The sequence below is a fragment of the Cupriavidus gilardii genome, from assembly GCF_017598945.1.
Classification (GTDB): Bacteria; Pseudomonadota; Gammaproteobacteria; order Burkholderiales; family Burkholderiaceae; genus Cupriavidus; species Cupriavidus gilardii_E.
This window is the reverse complement of sequence record NZ_JAGFTW010000002.1, coordinates 1-20,667: the sequence shown is the minus strand read 5'-3', so window position 1 is coordinate 20,667 and position 20,667 is coordinate 1. Positions and strand designations below refer to the sequence as shown.

Annotated in this window: 20 protein-coding genes and 1 pseudogene; 12 read left to right on the top strand and 9 right to left on the bottom strand. The window is 66.8% G+C overall.

Annotated elements, in window-relative coordinates; translation table 11 throughout:
* Positions 1–40 precede the first annotated feature (40 nt).
* The 6 genes from coxB (at position 41) to J5T34_RS00350 (ending at position 5,059) form a co-directional block, all read left to right on the top strand.
* Positions 41–1,294 carry a cytochrome c oxidase subunit II gene (gene coxB / locus J5T34_RS00370; protein WP_208577375.1) on the top strand — a complete coding sequence of 418 codons (1,254 nt, stop codon included), beginning with the start codon at positions 41–43 and terminating at the stop codon, positions 1,292–1,294.
* 39 nt (positions 1,295–1,333) lie between these two features.
* Positions 1,334–2,938 (top strand): cytochrome c oxidase subunit I, encoded by a 1,605-nt coding sequence (gene ctaD, locus J5T34_RS00365; RefSeq protein ID WP_023263844.1) that lies wholly within the window; start codon positions 1,334–1,336, stop codon positions 2,936–2,938.
* Positions 2,939–3,045: 107 nt separating this feature from the next.
* On the top strand, positions 3,046–3,177 hold the full coding sequence (locus tag J5T34_RS23870) for a cytochrome oxidase small assembly protein (protein WP_217435719.1): 132 nt from the start codon (positions 3,046–3,048) through the stop codon (positions 3,175–3,177).
* Positions 3,178–3,198: 21 nt separating this feature from the next.
* Entirely contained in the window at positions 3,199–3,825 is a 627-nt protein-coding gene (locus J5T34_RS00360; protein ID WP_208577373.1) for a cytochrome c oxidase assembly protein, read from the top strand.
* A 22-nt stretch (positions 3,826–3,847) separates the two neighbouring features.
* Entirely contained in the window at positions 3,848–4,063 is a 216-nt protein-coding gene (locus J5T34_RS00355) for a DUF2970 domain-containing protein (RefSeq protein WP_149317134.1), read from the top strand.
* Between the two features lie 135 nt (positions 4,064–4,198).
* On the top strand, positions 4,199–5,059 hold the full coding sequence (locus J5T34_RS00350; RefSeq protein WP_006579795.1) for a cytochrome c oxidase subunit 3: 861 nt from the start codon (positions 4,199–4,201) through the stop codon (positions 5,057–5,059).
* Between the two features lie 86 nt (positions 5,060–5,145).
* On the opposite strand, the gene J5T34_RS00345 is transcribed toward J5T34_RS00350, so the two are convergent.
* From J5T34_RS00345 to J5T34_RS00320, 6 genes are read right to left on the bottom strand one after another with little or no spacing between them, the layout of a single operon-like run.
* On the bottom strand, positions 5,146–6,438 hold the full coding sequence (locus tag J5T34_RS00345) for an MFS transporter (protein ID WP_208577371.1): 1,293 nt from the start codon (positions 6,436–6,438) through the stop codon (positions 5,146–5,148).
* A gap of 44 nt (positions 6,439–6,482) precedes the next feature.
* Entirely contained in the window at positions 6,483–7,277 is a 795-nt protein-coding gene (locus J5T34_RS00340) for a peptidylprolyl isomerase (RefSeq protein ID WP_208577369.1), read from the bottom strand.
* Between the two features lie 24 nt (positions 7,278–7,301).
* A complete protein-coding gene (gene narI, locus J5T34_RS00335; protein WP_208577367.1) occupies positions 7,302–7,985 on the bottom strand; it encodes a respiratory nitrate reductase subunit gamma in 684 nt (227 codons plus the stop codon).
* A gap of 48 nt (positions 7,986–8,033) precedes the next feature.
* Entirely contained in the window at positions 8,034–8,759 is a 726-nt protein-coding gene (narJ, locus tag J5T34_RS00330) for a nitrate reductase molybdenum cofactor assembly chaperone (protein ID WP_208577365.1), read from the bottom strand.
* Position 8,760: 1 nt separating this feature from the next.
* Positions 8,761–10,287, bottom strand: coding sequence for a nitrate reductase subunit beta (gene narH / locus J5T34_RS00325; RefSeq protein WP_208577363.1), 1,527 nt, complete (start codon positions 10,285–10,287; stop codon positions 8,761–8,763).
* Complete coding sequence (locus J5T34_RS00320; RefSeq protein ID WP_244258625.1) at positions 10,284–14,087, bottom strand: nitrate reductase subunit alpha; 3,804 nt, start codon at positions 14,085–14,087, stop codon at positions 10,284–10,286. Before J5T34_RS00320 ends, narH begins: the two co-directional genes overlap by 4 nt.
* Here J5T34_RS00320 and J5T34_RS23865 point away from each other — a divergent pair.
* Positions 13,983–14,219 carry a hypothetical protein gene (locus tag J5T34_RS23865; RefSeq protein ID WP_244258635.1) on the top strand — a complete coding sequence of 79 codons (237 nt, stop codon included), beginning with the start codon at positions 13,983–13,985 and terminating at the stop codon, positions 14,217–14,219. The genes J5T34_RS00320 and J5T34_RS23865 overlap by 105 nt on opposite strands.
* A gap of 337 nt (positions 14,220–14,556) precedes the next feature.
* Here J5T34_RS23865 and J5T34_RS00315 read toward each other — a convergent pair whose 3' ends face one another.
* A complete protein-coding gene (locus J5T34_RS00315; protein WP_006577163.1) occupies positions 14,557–14,769 on the bottom strand; it encodes a twin transmembrane helix small protein in 213 nt (70 codons plus the stop codon).
* 60 nt (positions 14,770–14,829) lie between these two features.
* On the opposite strand from J5T34_RS00315, the gene J5T34_RS00310 reads away from it, so the two are divergent.
* The 5 genes from J5T34_RS00310 (at position 14,830) to J5T34_RS00290 (ending at position 19,256) form a co-directional block, all read left to right on the top strand.
* Positions 14,830–15,645 carry an SURF1 family protein gene (locus tag J5T34_RS00310; RefSeq protein WP_208577359.1) on the top strand — a complete coding sequence of 272 codons (816 nt, stop codon included), beginning with the start codon at positions 14,830–14,832 and terminating at the stop codon, positions 15,643–15,645.
* An 18-nt stretch (positions 15,646–15,663) separates the two neighbouring features.
* Positions 15,664–16,323, top strand: coding sequence for an SCO family protein (locus tag J5T34_RS00305; protein ID WP_174108886.1), 660 nt, complete (start codon positions 15,664–15,666; stop codon positions 16,321–16,323).
* Positions 16,324–16,333: 10 nt separating this feature from the next.
* Entirely contained in the window at positions 16,334–17,512 is a 1,179-nt protein-coding gene (locus J5T34_RS00300; RefSeq protein WP_208577357.1) for a COX15/CtaA family protein, read from the top strand.
* Positions 17,509–18,447: a heme o synthase gene (gene cyoE / locus J5T34_RS00295; protein ID WP_208577355.1), complete on the top strand. Its 939-nt coding sequence runs from the start codon at positions 17,509–17,511 to the stop codon at positions 18,445–18,447. The genes J5T34_RS00300 and cyoE overlap by 4 nt, the downstream gene beginning before the upstream one ends.
* 170 nt (positions 18,448–18,617) lie before the next feature.
* Positions 18,618–19,256: an SCO family protein gene (locus J5T34_RS00290; RefSeq protein ID WP_244258605.1), complete on the top strand. Its 639-nt coding sequence runs from the start codon at positions 18,618–18,620 to the stop codon at positions 19,254–19,256.
* 39 nt (positions 19,257–19,295) lie between these two features.
* Here the strand turns inward: J5T34_RS00290 and J5T34_RS00285 are convergent, their stop codons facing one another.
* Positions 19,296–20,189, bottom strand: a complete 894-nt coding sequence (locus tag J5T34_RS00285; protein WP_208577353.1) for a GntR family transcriptional regulator — start codon at positions 20,187–20,189, stop codon at positions 19,296–19,298.
* 116 nt (positions 20,190–20,305) lie between these two features.
* Positions 20,306–20,667 (bottom strand): annotated as a pseudogene (locus J5T34_RS00280) (allantoinase); the annotation flags it as partial.

Sequence of the window (20,667 nt, the reverse complement as noted above, 5' to 3'; positions counted from 1 at the left end):
AGGGGCAGATTCGAATCTGTAATTTGGGTAGAGACAACAAATGAAAATGTGGAAGAAGGCATCCGCAGCGTGTCTGGCAGGCGCTTCCCTGCTCGCCAGCCAGGCAGCCCTCGCTGTCGAAGACATGCCGGGCGGTCCCGCCGTTCGTCAGTTGAACCTGACCGAGCCGGTCACCAAGATCGCCGAGCAGATTCACTGGCTGAACTGGATGATGCTGATCATCTGCACGGTGATCTTCATCGCGGTGTTCAGCGTGATGTTCTATTCCATCTTCACGCACCGCAAGGCCAAGGGCTCCAAGCCCGCCTCCTTCCACGAAAGCATCACGGTCGAGGTGGTCTGGACCATCATCCCGTTCCTGATCGTGATCGGCATGGCGCTGCCGGCGACCAAGACCGTGGTCGCGATGAAGGACACCACCAACTCCGACATCACCATCAAGGCCACCGGCTACCAGTGGAAGTGGGGCTACGACTATCTGAAGGGTGAGGGCGAGGGGATCTCCTTCGTGTCCACCCTGACCACCCCGCGCGAGCAGATCAACAACGAGGCGCCCAAGTCGAACACCTACCTGATGGAGGTGGACAACGAGATGGTGGTGCCGGTCAACAAGAAGATCCGCATCGTCACGACCGCGAACGACGTGATCCACGCCTGGATGATCCCGGCCTTCGGCGTCAAGCAGGATGCGATCCCCGGCTTCGTGCGCGACACCTGGTTCCGCGCCGAGAAGACCGGCGTCTACCGCGGTCAGTGCGCCGAGCTGTGCGGCAAGGAACACGCCTTCATGCCGATCGTGGTGCGCGTGGTGACCGACGCCGAATACACCAAGTGGGTCGACGAGAAGAAGAAGGCGATGGCCGCCGCGGCCGACGATCCCAACAAGACCTGGACCCTGGACGAGCTGAAGGTGCGCGGCGAGAAGGTCTACGCCGCCAACTGCGCGGTCTGCCACCAGCCCAACGGCAAGGGCGCCGGCGCCTTCCCGGCGCTGGACGGCTCCAAGATGGTCAATGGCCCGCAGGCCGACCAGATGCACATCCTGCTCGAGGGCAAGGGCGGCATGCCGTCGTGGAAGCAGCTGTCCGACACCGAGCTGGCTGCCGTGATGACCTACACCCGCAACGCCTGGGGCAACAAGACGGGCGAAGTGATCCAGCCGGCCGACTTCGTCAATGCGCGCGCGGGCAAGTTCCCCGAGGGCGGCGGCGCCAAGTCGGCGCAGGGCGCACCGGCGGACGCCAAGCCCGCCGCCGAACAAGCCAGCGCGGGCGCCCAGGGCGCCGCGAGCTGAGCGCGTGGACGTTAGAACAGGAATTCAGGAGTTTTCGCGATGAGTACTGCTACCCCGGACGCACTCGCCCATCCGCACGACCACGCGCATGACGAACACCACGATCATCCGCATGGCTGGCGCCGCTGGCTGTTTGCCACCAACCACAAGGACATCGGCACGCTGTACCTGCTGTTCTCCTTCACGATGCTGATCTCGGGCGGCGTGCTCGCGCTGCTGATCCGCCTGGAGCTGTTCGAGCCGGGGCTGCAGTTCTTCCGCCCCGAGCTGTTCAACCAGTTCACCACGATGCACGGCCTGGTGATGGTGTTCGGCGCGATCATGCCGGCCTTCGTGGGCTTCGCGAACTGGATGATCCCGCTGCAGATCGGCGCCTCCGACATGGCGTTCGCGCGGATGAACAACTTCAGCTTCTGGCTGATGCCGCCCGCCGCGCTGCTGCTGGCGCTGTCGTTCTTCGTGCCGGGCGGCGCCACCGCCGCGGGCTGGACGCTGTACGCGCCGCTGTCGGTGCAGATGGGCCCCGGCATGGACATGGCGATCTTCGCCATGCACATCATGGGGGCCTCGTCGATCATGGGTTCGATCAACATCATCGTCACCATCCTGAACATGCGCGCGCCCGGCATGACGCTGATGAAGATGCCGATGTTCTGTTGGACCTGGCTGATCACCGCCTACCTGCTGATCGCCGTGATGCCGGTGCTGGCGGGCGCCATTACCATGGTCCTGACCGACCGCCACTTCGGCACCAGCTTCTTCTCGGCGGCCGGCGGCGGCGACCCGGTGATGTACCAGCATATCTTCTGGTTCTTCGGCCACCCCGAGGTCTACATCATGATCCTGCCGGCGTTCGGGATCATCTCCCAGGTGGTGCCGGCGTTCTCGCGCAAGCGCCTGTTCGGCTACAGCTCGATGGTCTACGCGACCGCCTCGATCGCGATCCTGTCGTTCATCGTCTGGGCCCACCACATGTTCACCACCGGCATGCCGGTGACCGGCCAGCTGTTCTTCATGTACGCGACGATGCTGATCGCGGTGCCGACGGCCGTGAAGATCTTCAACTGGATCGCCACCATGTGGAAGGGCTCGATGACCTTCGAGACCCCGATGCTGTTTGCGATCGGCTTCATCTTCGTGTTCACCATCGGCGGCTTCACTGGCCTGATCCCGGCGGTGGCACCGATCGACATCCAGATCCAGGACACCTACTTCATCGTGGCGCACTTCCACTATGTGCTGGTGGCCGGCTCGCTGTTCGCGCTGTTCGCGGGCTTCTACTACTGGGGTCCGAAGTGGAGCGGGTTCATGTACAACGAGACCCGCGGCAAGGTCCACTTCTGGGGTTCGATCATCTTCTTCAACATCGCCTTCTTCCCGATGCACTTCCTCGGGCTGGCCGGCATGCCGCGCCGCTATGCGGACTACGCGATCCAGTTCGCGGACTTCAACGCGATCTCGTCGCTGGGCGCGCTGGGCTTCGGCCTGATGCAGGTGTATTTCTTCTTCTTCGTGGTGCTGCCGTCGTACCGCGGCGGCGAAGTCGCGGCCGACAAGCCGTGGGAAGGCGCCGAGGGCCTGGAGTGGACCGTGCCGTCGCCGGCGCCGTTCCACACCTTCGAGGTGCCGCCGCAGGTCCGGTAACGGCATTCGGCAAGGCGGGGTGGCGGGCATACGGGGTTGCAGGTTGCGGCCCCGCCCGCCGCACCGGCCACGGCGGCCACCGCGGCCGCTCCCTATTCGAGAATTCGATGCAGCATCCAAACAAAAGCCCATCGCCGACCGATCGCAAGGCCGCCAATCGCCGTCTCGGCCTGATCCTGCTGTCGATCGTGCTGGTCTTCTTTTTGGGTTTCTTCGCCAAGATGACCTGGCTTGGCTGACCCCCGCTGCAAGGTATCGAGATGAGCACGAAGCAGCCGGTTCCGACCGGCGACGTCGACGACAAGCGTTTCAACCGCGGCATGATGCTGCGGCTGCTGGTGATCGTGGCTGTGATGTTCAGCTTCGGCTATGCGCTGGTGCCGCTGTACAAGAAGATCTGCGAGATCACCGGCATCAACGTCGTCACCACGCGCGAGCTCTACGGCGCCAGCGCCGGCAAGGTCAGCCAGAACACGCAGGTCGACACCAGCCGCACGGTCACGGTGGAGTTCGATTCCAACGCCCGCGGCCCGTTCGCGTTCCGTCCGGTCAAGACCAGCATGCAGGTCCATCCGGGCGAGATGGCGACCATCGTCTACGAGGTCGCCAACGGGCAGAGCCGCGATATCTCGGCGCAGGCCATTCCGAGCTACGCGCCGAAGCAGGCGACCCAGTATTTCAAGAAGCTCGAGTGCTTCTGCTTCCAGCAGCAGACGCTGAAGGCAAAGGAATCGCGCGAGATGCCGGTGGTGTTCGTGATCGACCCCGACCTGCCCAAGGACGTCGAGAACATCACCTTGTCGTACACATTCTTCGAGATCGGCACCCCGCTGGCGCCCGCGCCGCAGGGCCATCTCGACCAGCCGCCGGCCAGCGCCGGCAGCTGAACGCAGTAGAGGAGGGGCTGCCATGGACGAACTGAAGGACGCGGTCAAACGCAAGATGTCGTTCTGGCAGACGCTGCGCGCGGTGTTCTGGTCGTTCATCGGCCTGCGCAAGGGTGCGGAACACGATCGCGACATGGCGAACCTGAACCCGATCCATGTGATCGTCGCCGGTGTGCTGGGCGCCGTGATCCTGGTGGTGGTGCTGATCGGCATCGTCCGCCTGGTGGTTGGCGGATAGGCAGGCGATCAGGCGGGCAGGCGAGCAGGCGAGCAGGCAAGCCGGCCGGAACAGGCAACAGAAGACAGAGCGTCGTCCGCCCTCGGGCAGCCGGCGTATAACGATGAATCAGAGATCTGAGCTGGAGAAAACAGAATGAGTGCGAATCGCGCAAACGCTCCGTACTACTTCGTACCGGGCCCGTCGCGCCATCCGATCACGGCGAGCCTCGGCCTGCTGCTGACCGCCGCCGGGGCGGCAGGGTGGGTCAACGGCCAGCCGTGGGCGCCCTATGTCTGCGTGCTGGGCATCCTGTGGTTCCTGTTCGTGCTCAAGAGCTGGTTCGGCGACGCGATCGGCGAGTCGGAAGGGGGCATGTACGGCCGCCGCATCGACATCTCGTACCGCTGGTCGATGGGCTGGTTCATCTTCTCCGAGGTGATGTTCTTCGGCGCCTTCTTCGGCGCGCTGTTCTACGCCCGCGTCTACACGATGCCGTGGCTGGGCGACCTGAACAACAAGATCCTGTGGCCCGATTTCGCCGCGGTGTGGCCGAACGCCGGTCCGGCCGGCACGGTCGAGCCGTACGAGGCGATGGGCCCGTGGCCGATCCCGACCATCAACACGGCGCTGCTGCTGATGTCGGGCGTCACGCTGACCTGGGCGCACCACGCGCTGCTGGCCGGCAAGCGCAGCCAGGTCGTGCAGGGCCTGGTGCTGACGATCCTGCTGGGCGCGGTCTTCATGGGCTTCCAGGTCTATGAATACATGCACGCCTACGCGGACCTGAACCTGAAGCTGACCTCGGGCATCTACGGTTCGACCTTCTTCCTGCTGACCGGCTTCCACGGCTTCCACGTGACGATGGGCGCCATCATGCTGACGGTGGTGCTGATCCGCGTGCTGAAGGGACATTTCACGCCGGACCATCACTTCGCCTTCGAAGGCGCCGCCTGGTACTGGCACTTCGTCGACGTGGTCTGGCTGTTCCTGTACGTCGTGGTGTACTGGCTGTAAGCGGGCACCCGCTCGCAGGAGCAAGGAAGGGGGCGCATCGCGCCCCCTTTTTCATTGGGCGGGTTTGCGGGATTTGCGACCTTGCCTCAGGCGGCACCGGCCCGCACAACGCCCCCGCCGCCCATCACCGGCGTACGCCGCACCTCGGCGAAATAGATCAGGATCAGCGACACCCAGACGATGCCGTAGAGCAGCATGAAGCAGCTCGAGCGGACTCGCGTCAGGTCGATCAGCGCGCCGAACAGGATCGGCAGCAGGAAGCCGCCGACGCCGCCGGCCAGTCCCACGATGCCGGTGACCACGCCCATGTTCCCGGCGAAATCGTCGGCGACATACTTGAACGTCGACGCCATGCCGAACGCGAACACCGCGCCCAGCACGAAGGTCAGCACGACGAAGGCCGCCATCGGCGTGTGCAGCGCGATCGTCAGCGGACCGTCGATGGTGTGGATCGTGAAATCGGTCGGCGGATACGACAGCAGGAACAGGCAGATCCACGCGACCCACAGGCCCCACCACGTCACGCTGTGCGCGCCCAGCCGATCGGCCAGCAGCCCGCCGACCGCGCGCAGCACCGAACCGGGCAGCGAGAACCCCGCGGCGAAGGCGGCGGCCGCCATCAGCGTCATGCCGTACTGGCCCTGCAGATACTGCGGCATCCACAGCGACAGCGCGGTGAAGCCGCCGAAGGTGATCGAGTAGTACTGGCACAGCCGCCAGACCCTGGGATCGCGCAGCACCCTGAACGATTCGGTCCAGGAGCCGCCCTGCTTGCCGGCGCCCGGGTCGCGTGCCGAGGCGAGCCAGAACAGCACCGCGGTGACCAGCAGCGCCACCGCATAGACGCGCGGCACGGCGCGCCAGCCGTAGGCCTGCTGCAGCGCCGGCGTGATGAACAGGTTCACCGCCGCGCCGACGGTGCCGGCGCCGAAGAAGCCCATCGCAAAGCCGCGCTTCTCGGCCGGGAAGAAGCGCGCCACATAGGGCGTGCCCACCGCGAACGACGCCCCGACGCAGCCGAGGAACAGCCCGATCAGCAGGAACTGCCACAGCGCGGTGGCATAGCTGACCGCAAACACCGGCAGCGCGCAGACCGCCAGCAGCACCGTCATCACGATGCGGCCGCCGAAGCGGTCGGTCCACGCGCCCAGCGGCAGCCGCATCAGCGCGCCGGTCAGCACCGGCGTCGACGTCAGCAGGCCGAATTGCGTGCTGTTCAGGCCCAGCTCGTCGCGCAGCGGCACGCCGATGACACCGAACATCATCCAGACCACGAAGCAGACCATGAAGGCCAGCGTGCTGGCGATCAGCACCGACCACGCCTGCGCCGACACCCTGGTGCCGCTGCCGACCGCCGTCACGTTCGCCGTCGAACTCATGTCGTTCTCCTCGGGGAGCTTCAGGATCGATGATCGCCGCTGCGCTACTGCACCAGCGGGCCGTTGGCCTCGCCCAGCTCCACGCCGACGAGGCTGGCCTGCGAGGCGAGGATCGCGATGTACTGCTGGTTCGCCTTGTGCCGCACGCGCTCGCCGAGAAAGCGCGCGATCTCGGCCCTGGCCTCGTCGAACGGCACCGCCTCGCCGGGCACGCGGCGCTCGACCCGCACGATATGGAAACCGAAGCGCGTTTTGACCAGCCCCGGCAGTACGCCCAGCGCCTGGCCGTCGAACAGCGCCTGCTCGAACTCCGGCACGCTGTCGCCGCGCAGCAGCTGGCCGAGGCTGCCGCCGACGCCCGCCGACGGGCAATTCGACATCTCGCGCGCGGCCGCCTCGAAGTCCTCGGGCTGCGCCAGCAGCTGCCGCAGCGTCTGCTCGGCCTGGTGCCGGACCGGCGCGAGCGCGCCGCCGCCGGTGACCGCAAACAGGATATGGCTCGCGTAGACGATGTCGTTGCGCCGGAACCGCGCGGGGTGGCCGTCGTAATAGCGGCGGCAATCGGCCTCGGTCGGCGCCGGCACGCTGACCTCGCGCGCGATCAGTGCGTCGACCGCTGCGTCGACCGTGGCGTCGTCGAGCTCGGCCCCGGCACCGACAATGCCCAGCGCCACCGCGCGTTGCCGCAGCAGTTCGCGGATCGCCAGCGCGCGCCGGGCGTTGGCGATCGCGTCCGGGTCTTCGGGGTACAGCAGGCTCTCCGCGTGGATCGCATCGGCGCCGATCGCAACGCCATTGACGCTGGCCGGGGCGATGGCCGCCATGGTGGTGTCGTTCATCACGATGTCTCCATCACGGCAGGGTCAGCGCTTGCGCACCAGCTGGAACGGCCGCACCAGATAGGCGACCGTGCCCATGCCGCTCCAGATATGGATCATCCGCGTGAACGGCGACACCAGGAACAGCGTGAAGCCGAGCAGGATATGCAGCTGGTAGGTCAGCGGCACGCCGCGCAGCATGTCGGCGGCGGCGGGCTGGAAGGTCACGATGCCCTTGACGTAGCTGGTCAGCGATTCGAACAGCACGCCGTCCATATGCCGCATCGACAGCACCACGGTCCACAGCCCGAGCGCCAGCTGCACCCACAGCATCAGCACGATCACGATGTCCGAGACGCGGCTGTTGCGGCGGATCCGCGCGTCGAACATCCGCCGCCAGATCAGGATCGACAGGCCAATGATGGCGACCACGCCGGCCGCGCCGCCGCCGACCATGGCCAGCAGCTGATGGCCCGAGGCCGACAGGAACGGCGATACCAGCCAGTGCGGTGCCAGAAAGCCGACGAAATGGCCGATCACGACCACGAGGATGCCCCAATGGAACAGATTGCTGCCGATCTGCAGCGAGCGGTGCCGCAGCAGCTGCGAGGTGTCGCTCTTCCAGGTGTACTGCTCGCGGTCGAAGCGGATCAGGCTGCCGAGCAGCAGCACCACCAGGCAGATATAGGGGTAGATGCCAAACAGGAACGTATGCAGGTAGTGCGTCATGGCGGCCCTCGTTCGGAATGGTTCGGCGCGCGATTTCAGCGCGGGGTTTCAACGCACCGGGCGCTTGTCGTAGAAGCGGACCGGCTCTGCCGCGGGCTGCCCGGCGCCGACAAAGCGGACCGGCTCGTCGGCGTAGGCCGCGTCGAGTTCGCGATAGTCGGCCGCGCTCGGCACGCGCGCGGCATCGTCCGCGTCCGCCGCCGCGAGGTCGGGCAGCGTGACAGCAGGCGGGCGCTCGCCGATCATCCGCAGCAGCGTGCCGAGCAGCAGCGCGTAGTGGCTGCGCCGCTGCGCCAGCTGGGTCGCGATCGACTGCAGGATCTCGCCGGTCTCCGCCAGCAGCGCCAGCGCATCGGGCCCCGGCAGCCGCGACAGGTATTCGAGGAAGACGGGCAGGTAGTCCGGCAGATGGCCCGGCTGCAGCCGCAGCCCGTGCCGTTCGTACATCTGCAGCAGATCGACCATCGCCTGTCCGCGATCGCGCGATTCGCCATGCACGTGTTCGAACAGATGCAGCGAGGTCGCGCGGCCGCGATCGAACAGCGCGACATAGTTCTCCTGCAGCGTCAGCGGCCCGCGCGCGGCCAGATAGTCGAGAAAGCGTGCGATGTCGGTGCGGCTGTCGCGCGGCAGCGAGCGGTCCCCGCCCACGCGCCGGCGCGCCTCCGGCACGGCGTCGAGCAGCGCGGGCTCGGGATAGTCGAGCAGCGCCGACAACAGCGAGAAGGTGGCCGGCGAGGGGGCTGCGGAACGCGGGAAGACGTCGGCGAACATGTCAGAACTCCTGGCGGATCGGGATCTTGCGATTGCCCTTCTTGGTGCTGAACAGGCTGGTCTCGGAGCGTCCGTCCGAGCAGCCGTTGCCGAACGAGAAGCCGCACGAGGAGCGCAGGTCGAAGGCATCCTCGGCGTATTCGCGGTGCGAGGTCGGGATGACGAAGCGGTCCTCGTAGTTGGCGATCGCCAGATAGCGGTACATCTCCTCGACCTGCGCGACGTTCAGCCCCGCCTGCGTCAGCACGCCGGGCGCGTCGATGCCGTCGACATGCCGCGCACGCATATAGGCGCGCATCGCCAGCAGCCGCTCCAGCGCCAGCTTGACCGGCGCCTCGTCGCCGGCGGTCAGCAGGTTGGCCAGGTAGCGCAGCGGAATGCGCAGCGAGCCGACGTCGGGCAGGTAGCCGTTGATGCCGAGCTCGCCACTGTTGGCGGCGGCGTTGATCGGCGATAGCGGCGGCACGTACCAGACCATCGGCAGCGTGCGGTACTCGGGATGCAGCGGAAAGGCGATCTTCCAGTCGATCGCCATCTTGTAGACCGGCGACTTGCGCGCGCCCTCGATCCAGCTGGCCGGCACCCCGTCGCGCTCGGCCTGCGCCGCCACCTCGGGATCGTTGGGGTCGAGGAACAGCGACAGCTGCGCCTCGTACAGGTCCTGTTCGGACTCGACGCTCGCCGCCTGTTCGATGCGGTCCGCGTCGTACAGCAGCACGCCCAGATAGCGGATGCGGCCGACGCAGGTCTCCGAGCAGACGGTCGACTCGCCGGCCTCGATGCGCGGATAGCAGAAGATGCATTTCTCCGCCTTGCCGCTGTGCCAGTTGAAGTAGATCTTCTTGTAGGGGCAGCCCGACACGCACATGCGCCAGCCGCGGCATTTGTCCTGGTCGACCAGCACGATGCCGTCTTCCTCGCGCTTGTAGATCGAGCCGGACGGACACGCCGCCACGCAGGCGGGATTCAGGCAGTGCTCGCACAGGCGCGGCAGGTACATCATGAAGGTGTTCTCGAACTGCCCGTAGATGTCCTTCTGCACCTGCTCGAAGTTGTAGTCCTGCGAGCGCTTCTCGAATTCGCCGCCGAGGATTTCCTCCCAGTTCGGGCCCCATTCGATCTTCTCGAGGCGTTCGCCGCTGATCAGCGAGCGCGGCCGCGCCACCGGCATCGCGCGGCTGTCGCCCGCGTCCTGCAGATGCGCGTAGTCGAAGGTGAACGGCTCGTAGTAGTCGTCGATCTCGGGCAGGCGCGGATTGGCGAAGATCTGCGCCAGGATCCGCCACTTGCTGCCCAGGCGCGGCTCCAGCCGGCCGTTGGCCTTGCGGGTCCAGCCGCCGCGCCAGCGCTGCTGGTTCTCCCAGTCCTTCGGGTAGCCGATGCCGGGCTTGGTCTCGACGTTGTTGAACCAGGCGTACTCCATGCCCTCGCGGCTGGTCCAGACGTTCTTGCAGGTCACCGAGCAGGTATGGCAGCCGATGCATTTGTCCAGGTTCATCACCATGGCGATCTGCGCGCGCACTTTCATCGGGCCTCTCCTTCGCGGATCTTGTGTTCGGTGGCCGGATTCAGCGGATCGGGCGGGGCATCGTCGAGCCAGTCCACGCGCCGCATCTTGCGCACGATCAGGAATTCGTCGCGGTTGGCGCCGACGGTGCCGTAGTAGTTGAAGCCGTACGAGAGCTGCGCGTAGCCGCCGATCATGTGGGTCGGCTTGAGCGAGACACGCGTCACCGAGTTGTGGATGCCGCCGCGCCCGCCGGTAATCTCGGACCCCGGCGTGTTCACGATCTTCTCCTGCGCGTGGTACATCATCACCATGCCGCGCGGCACGCGCTGGCTGACCACGGCGCGCGCGCACAGCGCGCCGTTGGCGTTGTAGCACTCGATCCAGTCGTTATCGACGATGCCGACCTGCCTGGCGTCGTCCTCGGCGATCCACACGATGGGTCCGCCGCGCGACAACGTCAGCATCAGCAGGTTGTCGGTGTAGGTACTGTGGATGCCCCACTTCTGGTGCGGCGTGATGAAGTTCAGCACGATCTCGGGATTGCCGTTCGAGCGCGTGCCGACCATGCCCGCATAGCTGCCGGTGTCGATCGGCGGCTTGTAGACGCACAGCGATTCGCCGAACGCGCGCATCCACGCATGGTCCTGGTACAACTGCTGACGCCCGGTCAGCGTGCGCCACGGAATCAGCTCGTGCACATTGGTGTAGCCCGCGTTGTACGACACGTGCTCGGACTCGATGCCGCTCCAGGTCGGCGACGAGATGATCTTGCGCGGCTGTGCCTGGATGTCGCGGAAGCGGATCCGCTCGTCCGCGCGCGCCTGCGCCAGGTGCGTGTGGTCGGTGCCGGTCAGCGCCGACAGCGCCCGCCATGCCTTGACCGCGACCGCGCCGTTGGTCTCCGGCGCCAGCGACAGGATCACCTCGGCCGCGTCGATCGCCGAATCGATGCGCGGCCTCGGGCCGGCGTGGTCGGGATCATTCGAATCGGGCGTGCGCTGGTTCAGCTCGCCCAGCCACCGGACCTCGTCCTCGGTATTCCAGGCGATGCCCTTGCCGCCGTTGCCCAGCTTGTCCATCAGCGGCCCCAGCGAGGTGAAGCGGCGATAGGTGGCCGGATAGTTGCGCTCGACCACGGTCACCGACGGCATCGTGCGGCCGGGCTGCGGCTCGCATTCGCCGCGCTTCCAGTCGCGGACATCGAAGGGCTGGGCCAGCTCGGCCGGCGTGTCCTTGCCGATCGGCGACAGCACCACGTCGCGCTCGACGCCGAGATGGCCTTCCGCGAGTTCGGAGAAACGCCTGGCGATGCCCTTGAAGATCTCCCAGTCGCTCTTCGATTGCCAGGCCGGATCGACCGCCGCCGACAGCGGATGGATGAACGGATGCATGTCGGACGTGTTCATGTCGTCCTTCTCGTACCAGGTCGCCGTCGGCAGCACGACGTCGGAGTACATGCAGGTGGTCGACATGCGGAAGTCCAGCGTCACCAGCAGGTCCAGCTTGCCCTCGGGCGCGCGCTCGTGCCAGGCCACCTCTTCGGGGCGCGGCACCTCGCCATGACGCCCCTCGCCGATCTGCTCGCCCTGCACGCCATGCGTGGTGCCCAGCAGATGCTTGAGGAAGTATTCGTGCCCCTTGCCGGACGAGCCCAGCAGGTTCGAGCGCCAGACGAACAGATTGCGTGGGAAGGCGCGCGGATCGTCGGGGTACTCGCAGGCCATGCGCAGCGCGCCGGACTTCAGGCCGTCGGCGACGACGCTGCCGGCCGAGGCCGGATCGGCGAGTCGGTGGCCCAGCTCGCGGCCCAGCTCCAGCGGGTTCTGCAGCAGTTGCGGGGCGGACGGCAGCCATCCCATCCGTTCGGCGCGCACGTTGTAGTCGATCGGCGCGCCATGGAACTGCGACTTGTCGGCCAGCGGCGACAGCAGGGCGCCGGGGTCCATCGGGTCGTAGCGCCACTGGTCGGTATGCGCGTAGAAGAACGAGGTCGCGTTCATCTGGCGGGGCGGGCGATACCAGTCGAGGCCGAACGACAGCGGCGTCCAGCCGGTCTGCGGACGCAGCTTTTCCTGGCCGACGTAGTGCGACCAGCCGCCGCCCGACTTGCCGACGCAGCCGCACATGATCAGCAGGTTGATGATCGCGCGGTAGGACATGTCCATATGGAACCAGTGGTTCAGCCCCGCGCCGAGGATCACCATCGACTTGCCCTCGGTCTTGTGCGCGTTCTCGGCGAACTGCCGCGCCACCGCGATCACGTCGGCGCGCTTGACGCCGGTGATCGCCTCCTGCCAGGCCGGCGTGTACGGCAGGTCGTCGTCGTACGAGGCGGCGACATCGCGGCCGCCCAGGCCCTGGTCCAGCCCGTAGTTGGCGATGAACAGGTCGTAGACCGTGGCGACCAGCATGTCGCCGTTGCGCGTGGCAATGCGGCGCGCGCCGATCCGGCGCGACAGCACCGAGGCATGGCCGGTATTCGGAAAGTGCGGATGCGGGACGTTGCCGAAATAGGGAAACTGCACGTCGACGACCTCGTCGTGCCCCTGCGCCAGCGACAGCCGCGGCACGATCGGCGTGCCGTCGGCGCTTTCCATCCGCAGATTCCACTTGCCGGCGTCTTCGCCAGGCTTGCCGTCCTGCTGCTGACCCCAGCGGAAACCAGCCGAGCCGAGCGGGACGACCACGCGCTCGGTGGTCTCGTCGATCATCACGGTCTTCCACTCGGGCCGGTTGGCCTGTCCGAGCGCGTCGTCGAAATCGGCGGCACGCACCAGCCGCTCGGGCACATAGCCGTCGCCATGCGGCACCAGCCGGACCAGGCACGGCATGTCGGTATAGCGGCGGCAGTAATCGACGAAGTAATGGCTGCGGCCGGCCGCCAGATGGAATTCCTTCAGCACGACATGGCCCAGCGCCAGCGCCAGGGCCGCGTCGGTGCCCTGTTTCGGATGCAGCCAGATATCGCCGAACTTGGCGCCCTCCGCATAATCGGGAAAGATCGACACCACCTTGGTGCCGCGATAGCGGACCTCGGTCATGAAGTGCGCATCGGGCGTGCGCGTCTGCGGCACGTTCGAACCCCACATCACGATGAAGGTCGAGTTGTACCAGTCGGCCGATTCCGGCACGTCGGTCTGCTCGCCCCACGTCTGCGGCGAGGCGGGCGGCAGATCGCAGTACCAGTCGTAGAAGCTCAGGCAGACGCCGCCCAGCAGCGACAGATAGCGCGCGCCGGCGGCGTAGGACACCATCGACATCGCCGGAATCGGCGAGAAGCCGACCACGCGGTCCGGGCCATGCCGGGCGATGGTATGGACGTTCGCGGCGGCGACGATCTCGTTGACCTCGTCCCAGCTCGAACGGACGAAGCCGCCCAGCCCTCGACGCGCCTGGTAGCCGCGCCGCGCCTGCTCGTCGTCGACGATCGAGGCCCAGGCCTGGACCGGCTCCATCGACTGGCGGCGCTCGCGCCACAGCTTGACCAATGCGCTGCGCACCAGCGGATATTTGAGCCGGTTGGCGCTGTACAGATACCAGGAATAGGAGGCGCCGCGCGAGCAGCCGCGCGGTTCGTGATTGGGAAGATCGGGACGGGTTCGCGGATAGTCGGTCTGCTGGGTTTCCCATGTCACGATGCCGCCTTTGACATAGATTTTCCAGGAACAGGAACCGGTGCAATTGACCCCATGCGTGGAGCGCACGATTTTGTCATGCTGCCAGCGCTGGCGATAACCGTCCTCCCATTTTCTGTCTTCGTCGGTGACGGCACCGTGTCCATTGGAGAATGCGATGCGCTCCGTCGAAAAGTAACGCAAGCGGTCGAGAAAATGGCTCATGACGGCTCCGATCGTGCCCGCGTGTCGGCGCTGCGGAAAACCGCGGCAACAGCCATCCCGCACGTGCATGCGCACGCGCACCGACGAGGCGATTTATGGGGCGGCTTTTGATAGTAGTGGGCGAACGCGAAATTGCAAATTCGCGTGCAAGCCACATTAACATGCCATATCGATCGGTAAAAACGGAACGAAAAGTTTCTTTGATCTGAATCAAAATGGGCGAATGACGCAGCGGCTCGCGTTTCATTCGCATGATTTACAAATCGCGTTTCAGTTATGTACCGAAATGCCGGTGATCGCGGCGACACGGATGCAGGGGCGGCCCGCCGCGGCGATCCTTTAGAATGCTGGATTGCCGTGCGTTCCCTGCCAGCACAAGAAGCAAGCGCCGCAGGAGTCCACCCCTGCGGCGCTTGCTTTTTGTCGGCTGTCTTGAAGCTGCCCGGTGCTACGGCCCCGTGCGGATGCCCGTGCTTTCGATCCATCCCATCCAGTACGAGAACAGGATGAACAGGAACAGCGCGATCGACAGGCCGACTCGTACCGTCAGCGAACGGACCATATGCGCGCTCGACTTGCCACGGTCGCGCATCATGAAGAACAGGGCGGAAGCCAGGCTGGAGACGATCAGTATGAAGGCGATGACGATGACGATGCGCATGGCGGCGGTCGGGGCAATGGTGCGTCATTATCGCACCGCGTCTGTGGGGCCGTTCCCGCGATGAAACTGCTGCGCGCGCTGAGCCCGGTTCCGACGGTGGCCGCTCTGGCGGTCATCGCGGTGACCTGTGCGCTGGGCAACTGGCAGCTCGGCCGCGCTCACGACAAGATCGCTCGCGCCGAGCGCCTGCGGGCGCTGGCCGATGCGCCGCCGCTGCGGATCGGCACGGCGCCGCCCCCGCTGCCCGCGGCCGAACTGGTCTCGCGCAACGTAGTCGTGCGCGGACGCTTCGATCCGGCCCACACCGTGCTGCTGGAAAACCGGCCGCACGGCAACGGGCAGGACAGCCGCTCCGGCTTTCTGGTGCTGACGCCGCTGCGGCCCGACGATGCGGCCGGCACAGAAGCCCCCCGCGCCGTGCTGGTGCTGCGCGGCTGGCTGCCGCGCGATGCACAGGACCGCACCCGCATTGCGCCGTTCCCGACGCCCGAGGGCACGGTGACCGTGCAGGGCGTGGCACTGGCCGACGTGCCGAAGGTCTATCAGCTGGGCGGCCCCGACGCCCAGCGCGGCGAGCGCATCCGGCAGAACCTGGACCTGGACGCCTTCGCCGCCGAACTGGGTACGCCCCTGCAGCCGTTCGTGCTGCAGCAGCGCAGCGACAGCGGCGATGGCCTGGCGCGCGACTGGGCGCCGGCCGACCTCGGCGTCGAGCGCCACTACGGCTATGCGTTTCAGTGGTATGGTCTGGCCGCGCTGACGCTCGTATTGCTGGTGGTGCTGACCTGGCGGCGTGCCCGCCGCCGCGCCACGCCGGCGGATGACGGCCGGGCCACGGCCACGGCGCCCGCGGGCGGCGCCCGCCACGACGATTAATCACTCCGACGACTATCCATGCCTTCCGATCCCGCCACGGCCAAGCCGGCCGCGCCGCAAGACTCCCGCAGCGATCCGCGCATCGATGCCCGCACGCGCCGCGGACGGATCCAGATGCTGTTGCTGCTGCTGGTCTGCGCCTCGCCGGTCATCGCCTCGTATCTGACCTACTACGTGTTCCGGCCGGCCGGCGGGCAGACCAACTACGGCACGCTGATCGAACCGCAGCGCCCGGCGCCGGCGGTGCGCGTGACCGACGAGCGCGGCCAGGCGGTGCCGCTGCAGGACTTCAAGGGCAAGTGGCTGCTGGTGTCGACCGACAGCGCCGCCTGCGACGAGGCCTGCGCGAAGAAGCTGTTCACGATTCGCCAGATCCGCGCCGGACAGGGCAAGGAACGCGAGCGCATCGTGCCGGTCTGGCTGATCGGCGACGACGGCCCGATCGATCCGCGGCTGAGCGCCGCCTACAACGAGCCCTATGCCGGCGTGCGCTTCCTGCGCATGAACCGGGAGCAGATCCGCGGCTGGCTGCCGCCCGCCGAGGGACAGCCGGCCGAGGCCACGCTGTACCTGGTCGACCCGCTCGGCAATCTGATGATGCGGTTCCCCAAGGACCCGGACCCGAAAAAGGTGCATTCGGACCTCAGCCGCCTGCTCAAGTACAACCGCATCGGCTGATGGAGGGCCCATGCTGACTCAACTCGCCCTGATCGGCCTGCTGCTGGCGCTGCTGCCGCTCAGCTATGTGCTGGCCCGCGGCAGCCGCGACAAATACCGCAAGCTGGTCTGGATCACCGCCTTCCTGACGCTGGACCTGATCATGTTCGGCAGCTTCACGCGGCTGACCGACTCCGGCCTGGGCTGCCCGGACTGGCCGGGCTGCTACGGCCATTCGAACCCCTATGCGGCGGTCGAGCATATCCGCGCGGCCGAAACGGCGCTGCCGAGCGGGCCGGTGACCTGGGCCAAGGCCTGGATCGAGATGCTGCACCGTTACTTTGCGATGGCGGTGGGCGTGCTGATCATCGCGCTGGCGGTGCTGGCCTGGAGCAAGCGACGCGAACTGAAGCAATCGCCGTGGTTCGCCACCGGCGTGCTGCTGCTGGTCTGCGTGCAGGGCGCCTTCGGTGCCTTCACGGTCACGATGAAGCTGCAGCCGATCATCGTGGTGACCCATCTGCTGCTCGGCATGGCGCTGCTGGCCGCGCTGATCTGGCTGGGTTCGCGCAGCGACCCGCCGCGCGCGATTGCCCCCGCGGCGGCGCGCCTGCGCTGGCCGGGACGGATCGCGCTGGCGCTGCTGGTGCTCCAGATCTTCCTCGGCGGCTGGGTCAGCACCAATTACGCGGTGCTGGCCTGCACCGACTTCCCGCTGTGCAACGGCCAGTGGATTCCGGAAATGGACTTTCGCCATGGCTTTACGCTGTGGCGCCCGCTCGGCATGACGGCAGACGGCGCCTACATTCCCCATTCGGCGCTGGTGGCCATCCATTGGGTGCACCGGGGGTTTGCCGTGGTGGTGCTGGGCTATCTGGCGTGGTTCGCGCTGCGGACCCGCCATTTCGCGCCGCTGGCGCGCGCTTCGCACTGGCTGCTGGCGGTGCTGGTGTTGCAGTTGGCGACCGGTTTGTCGAATATCGTGCTCGATTGGCCGCTTTTGCCGGCAGTCGCCCACAATGGCGGCGCGGCGGTGCTGCTGATGCTGTTGGTCCGGCTCAATTACAATATTGGGCTTGCGACCCGTGCCGTCACTGCCGCGGCCCCCGCTTCATTCGATCGCGCCGCTGCCGACCGGGTTGCCGATGCTGCCCCGGCCCCCGATGCCGCCGGCGCAAACCGCCCGGCCGACACCGCGCGCGCCTCATGAAAGACAAGACTCCCGTGGCCACCACCGCTACCCAGACCCAGCAACCGCCCAGCCGGCTGCGCCACCTCGCCCGCCAGTACGCCGCGCTGACCAAGCCGCGCGTGACGCAACTGGCGGTCTTCTGCGCCATCATCGGCATGTTCCTGGCCACGCCGGGCATGGTGCCGTGGCGCGTGCTGATCGGCGGCGCCGCCGGCATCTGGCTGCTGGCCGCCGGCGCGTTCGCGATCAACTGCCTGGTCGAACAGAAGGTCGACGCGCTGATGCGCCGCACCGCGTGGCGGCCGTCGGCCACCGGCGAGATCGGCACCAGCCAGATCCTGATGTTCTCGCTGGTGCTGGGCGGCGCCGGCATGTGGCTGCTGCACGTGTTCACCAACGATCTGACGATGTGGCTGACGTTCGCCACCTTCGTCGGCTACGCGGTGGTCTACACGATCCTGCTCAAGCCCGCCACGCCGCAGAACATCGTGATCGGCGGCCTGTCCGGCGCGATGCCGCCCGCATTGGGCTGGGCCGCGGTGGCCGGCGACGTGCCGGCCGAGGCCTGGTTCCTGGTGCTGATCATCTTCACCTGGACCCCGCCGCACTTCTGGGCGCTGGCGCTGTACCGCCGTGCCGACTATGCGAAGTCGGGCCTGCCGATGCTGCCGATCACGCACGGCGAGCGCTTCACGCTGCTGCACATCCTGCTGTACACGCTGGTGATGATCGCGGCCACGCTGCTGCCTTTCGTCTACGGCATGAGCGGCTACATCTATCTGGTGGCGGCGCTGGTGCTGGGCGGCATCTTCCTGGCCTATGCGTGGAAGCTGTACCGGCAGTACTCGGATGCGCTGGCGCAGCGCACCTTCCGCTTCTCGATCCTCTATCTGTCGCTGCTGTTCGCCGCGCTGCTGATCGACCACTACTTCAAGTTCGTGCCGCAGCCGTGATGGCGTGATGGCATCACGGCCGCGATGCCGCGATGGCCGCGACAAGATGTCGCGGCGGCGGCCCGCTGCGCCGCGATCGGCGATACTAGCCGCTGCCGCCAGCGCGCCTGCCGCGCCACCTCCGGCTCTCCATGCCGACACGCTGACAAGCCGATAACCGAACCGACACCATGCGCACTGCCTTGTTTTCCTCGCCCGTCTTCCCGTCCCTGGCCAGTCTGCCGCGCATTCTGCGGATCGCGCTGCTGGCGCTCGCGCTGGCGGGCTTGGCCGCCTGCGGCCAGCAGAAGCCGACCTTCCAGAATATCGACGTGACCGGCGGCAGCGAATTCGGCAAGGACTTCAAGCTGACGGACCACACCGGCAAGGAGCGCACGCTGGCCGACTTCAAGGGCAAGGCGGTGGTGATGTTCTTCGGCTATACCCATTGCCCCGACGTCTGCCCGACCACGATGGTCGAGTGGAAGAACGTGATGGAACAGCTCGGCCCCGACGCCGATCGCGTCCAGGTGCTGTTCATCACCGTCGATCCGGAGCGCGACACGCAGCAGCTGCTGGCCCAGTACGTGCCGGCCTTCGATCCGCGCTTCCTGGGCATGCGGCCCGCCGACGAAGCGGCGCTGCGCCAGCTGACCAAGGACTTCAAGGTGTTCTACGCCAAGGTGCCAGGCAGCGCGCCCGGCAACTACACGGTCGACCATTCGGCCGGCAGCTATGTGTTCGACCCGGAAGGGCGGCTGCGGCTGTTCATCCGCCATGGCCAGGGCACCGAGCCGATCGTCAAGGACATGAAGCAGCTGCTGTCCTGATTGCCCCGATTGTGCCGAATGGCCCGGGCAGGGCCGGGCTCAGCCCTTGTTGAAGATGCTGTAGAAGTCCGGCGCGCCGGCCTCGGTCACCGTCAGGTCCAGCGACCCTTCGATATGCTCCAGATGCTCGCGCATCAGCGCGCGGGCCGCGCTCTCGTCGCGCTTCTCGATCGCCCCGATCAGATCGCGGTGCTCATGCTCCGGGCAGGCCGGCGCGCCCGGCCGGTCGTACAGCGTGATGATCAGACAGGTCAGCGAGACCATCTCGCGGATGACCTTCTCCAGAATGGCGTTGCCCGCCATCTCTGCCAGCAGGATGTGAAACTCTCCCGATAGCCGGATCACCGCGGCGCGGTCGCCGCGTGCACGCGCCGCGTCCTCCTCCTGCACGTGCCGCTGCAGGCTGCGGACCTTGGCGGGCGTCGCGTGGCGAGCCAACGTGGCGGCCAGTTCGGGCTCGATGACCTGGCGCGTCTGGAACACCTGATGCGCCTCCTCGACCGTCGGGCTGGCGATGAAGGCGCCGCGGTTCGGCACCAGCGTGACCAGCTTCTCGTGCGCCAGCCGGGCGAACACCTGGCGGATGCGCGCCCGGCTGGCCCCGGTGACCTCGCACAGCCGTTCCTCGACCAGCTTGGTGCCGGCCAGCAGCCGGTGTTCCATGATCGCGGACAGCAGGCTCAGATAGATCGCCTCGGTGGCCGAGGCTTCCGCGGTGCCGCTTTCCGGCGTCTCGGCTGCATTGGCGGCTGCATTGGCGGCTGCGTTGACTGCCTCGGCGGTCATGGTCTGCGCGTCTTCAGCGGGCGACGAGGCGGTGCGGGACGCCGTCTTGCGGGCGGCGGATTTGCCGGCGGCGGTCTTGCGCGCGGCCGGCGTGGGCGCCGAGGCGGCGGCCGTCTTGCCGCCGTTCGACTTGCGAAGTGATGACATTGTGACGATGCGCGGTGGACTTTGTCACCGCGATTGGCGACGAACGATCCGCATATCGTACACAAAGCGGGCGGCACCGGCCCGAAACGTCCCATCTCGCCATTTGCCCCGCTCCTTCAGAGCGCCAGCGACAGATCGCCCTGCACGGCGGTCAGCGTCGCCTGGGGCGTGGGTCCGGCATACGGATGCGTCTCGATCCAGTGCCGCGCGATATCGATGCGGCGTGCGATCCAGACCTTGTCGTGCGATTGCACGTAGTCGAGAAAACGCTGCAGCGCGCGGAAGCGGCCGGGGCGTCCGAGCAGCCGGCAATGCATGCCGATCGACAGCATCTTCGGCTGGTTCAGCCCCTGCGGATCGCCTTCGGCGTACAGCACGTCGAACGCGTCCTTCAGATACTGGAAGAACTGCTCGCCGGTATTGAAGCCCTGCGGCGTGGCAAAGCGCATGTCGTTCGAATCGAGCGTGTAGGGCACCA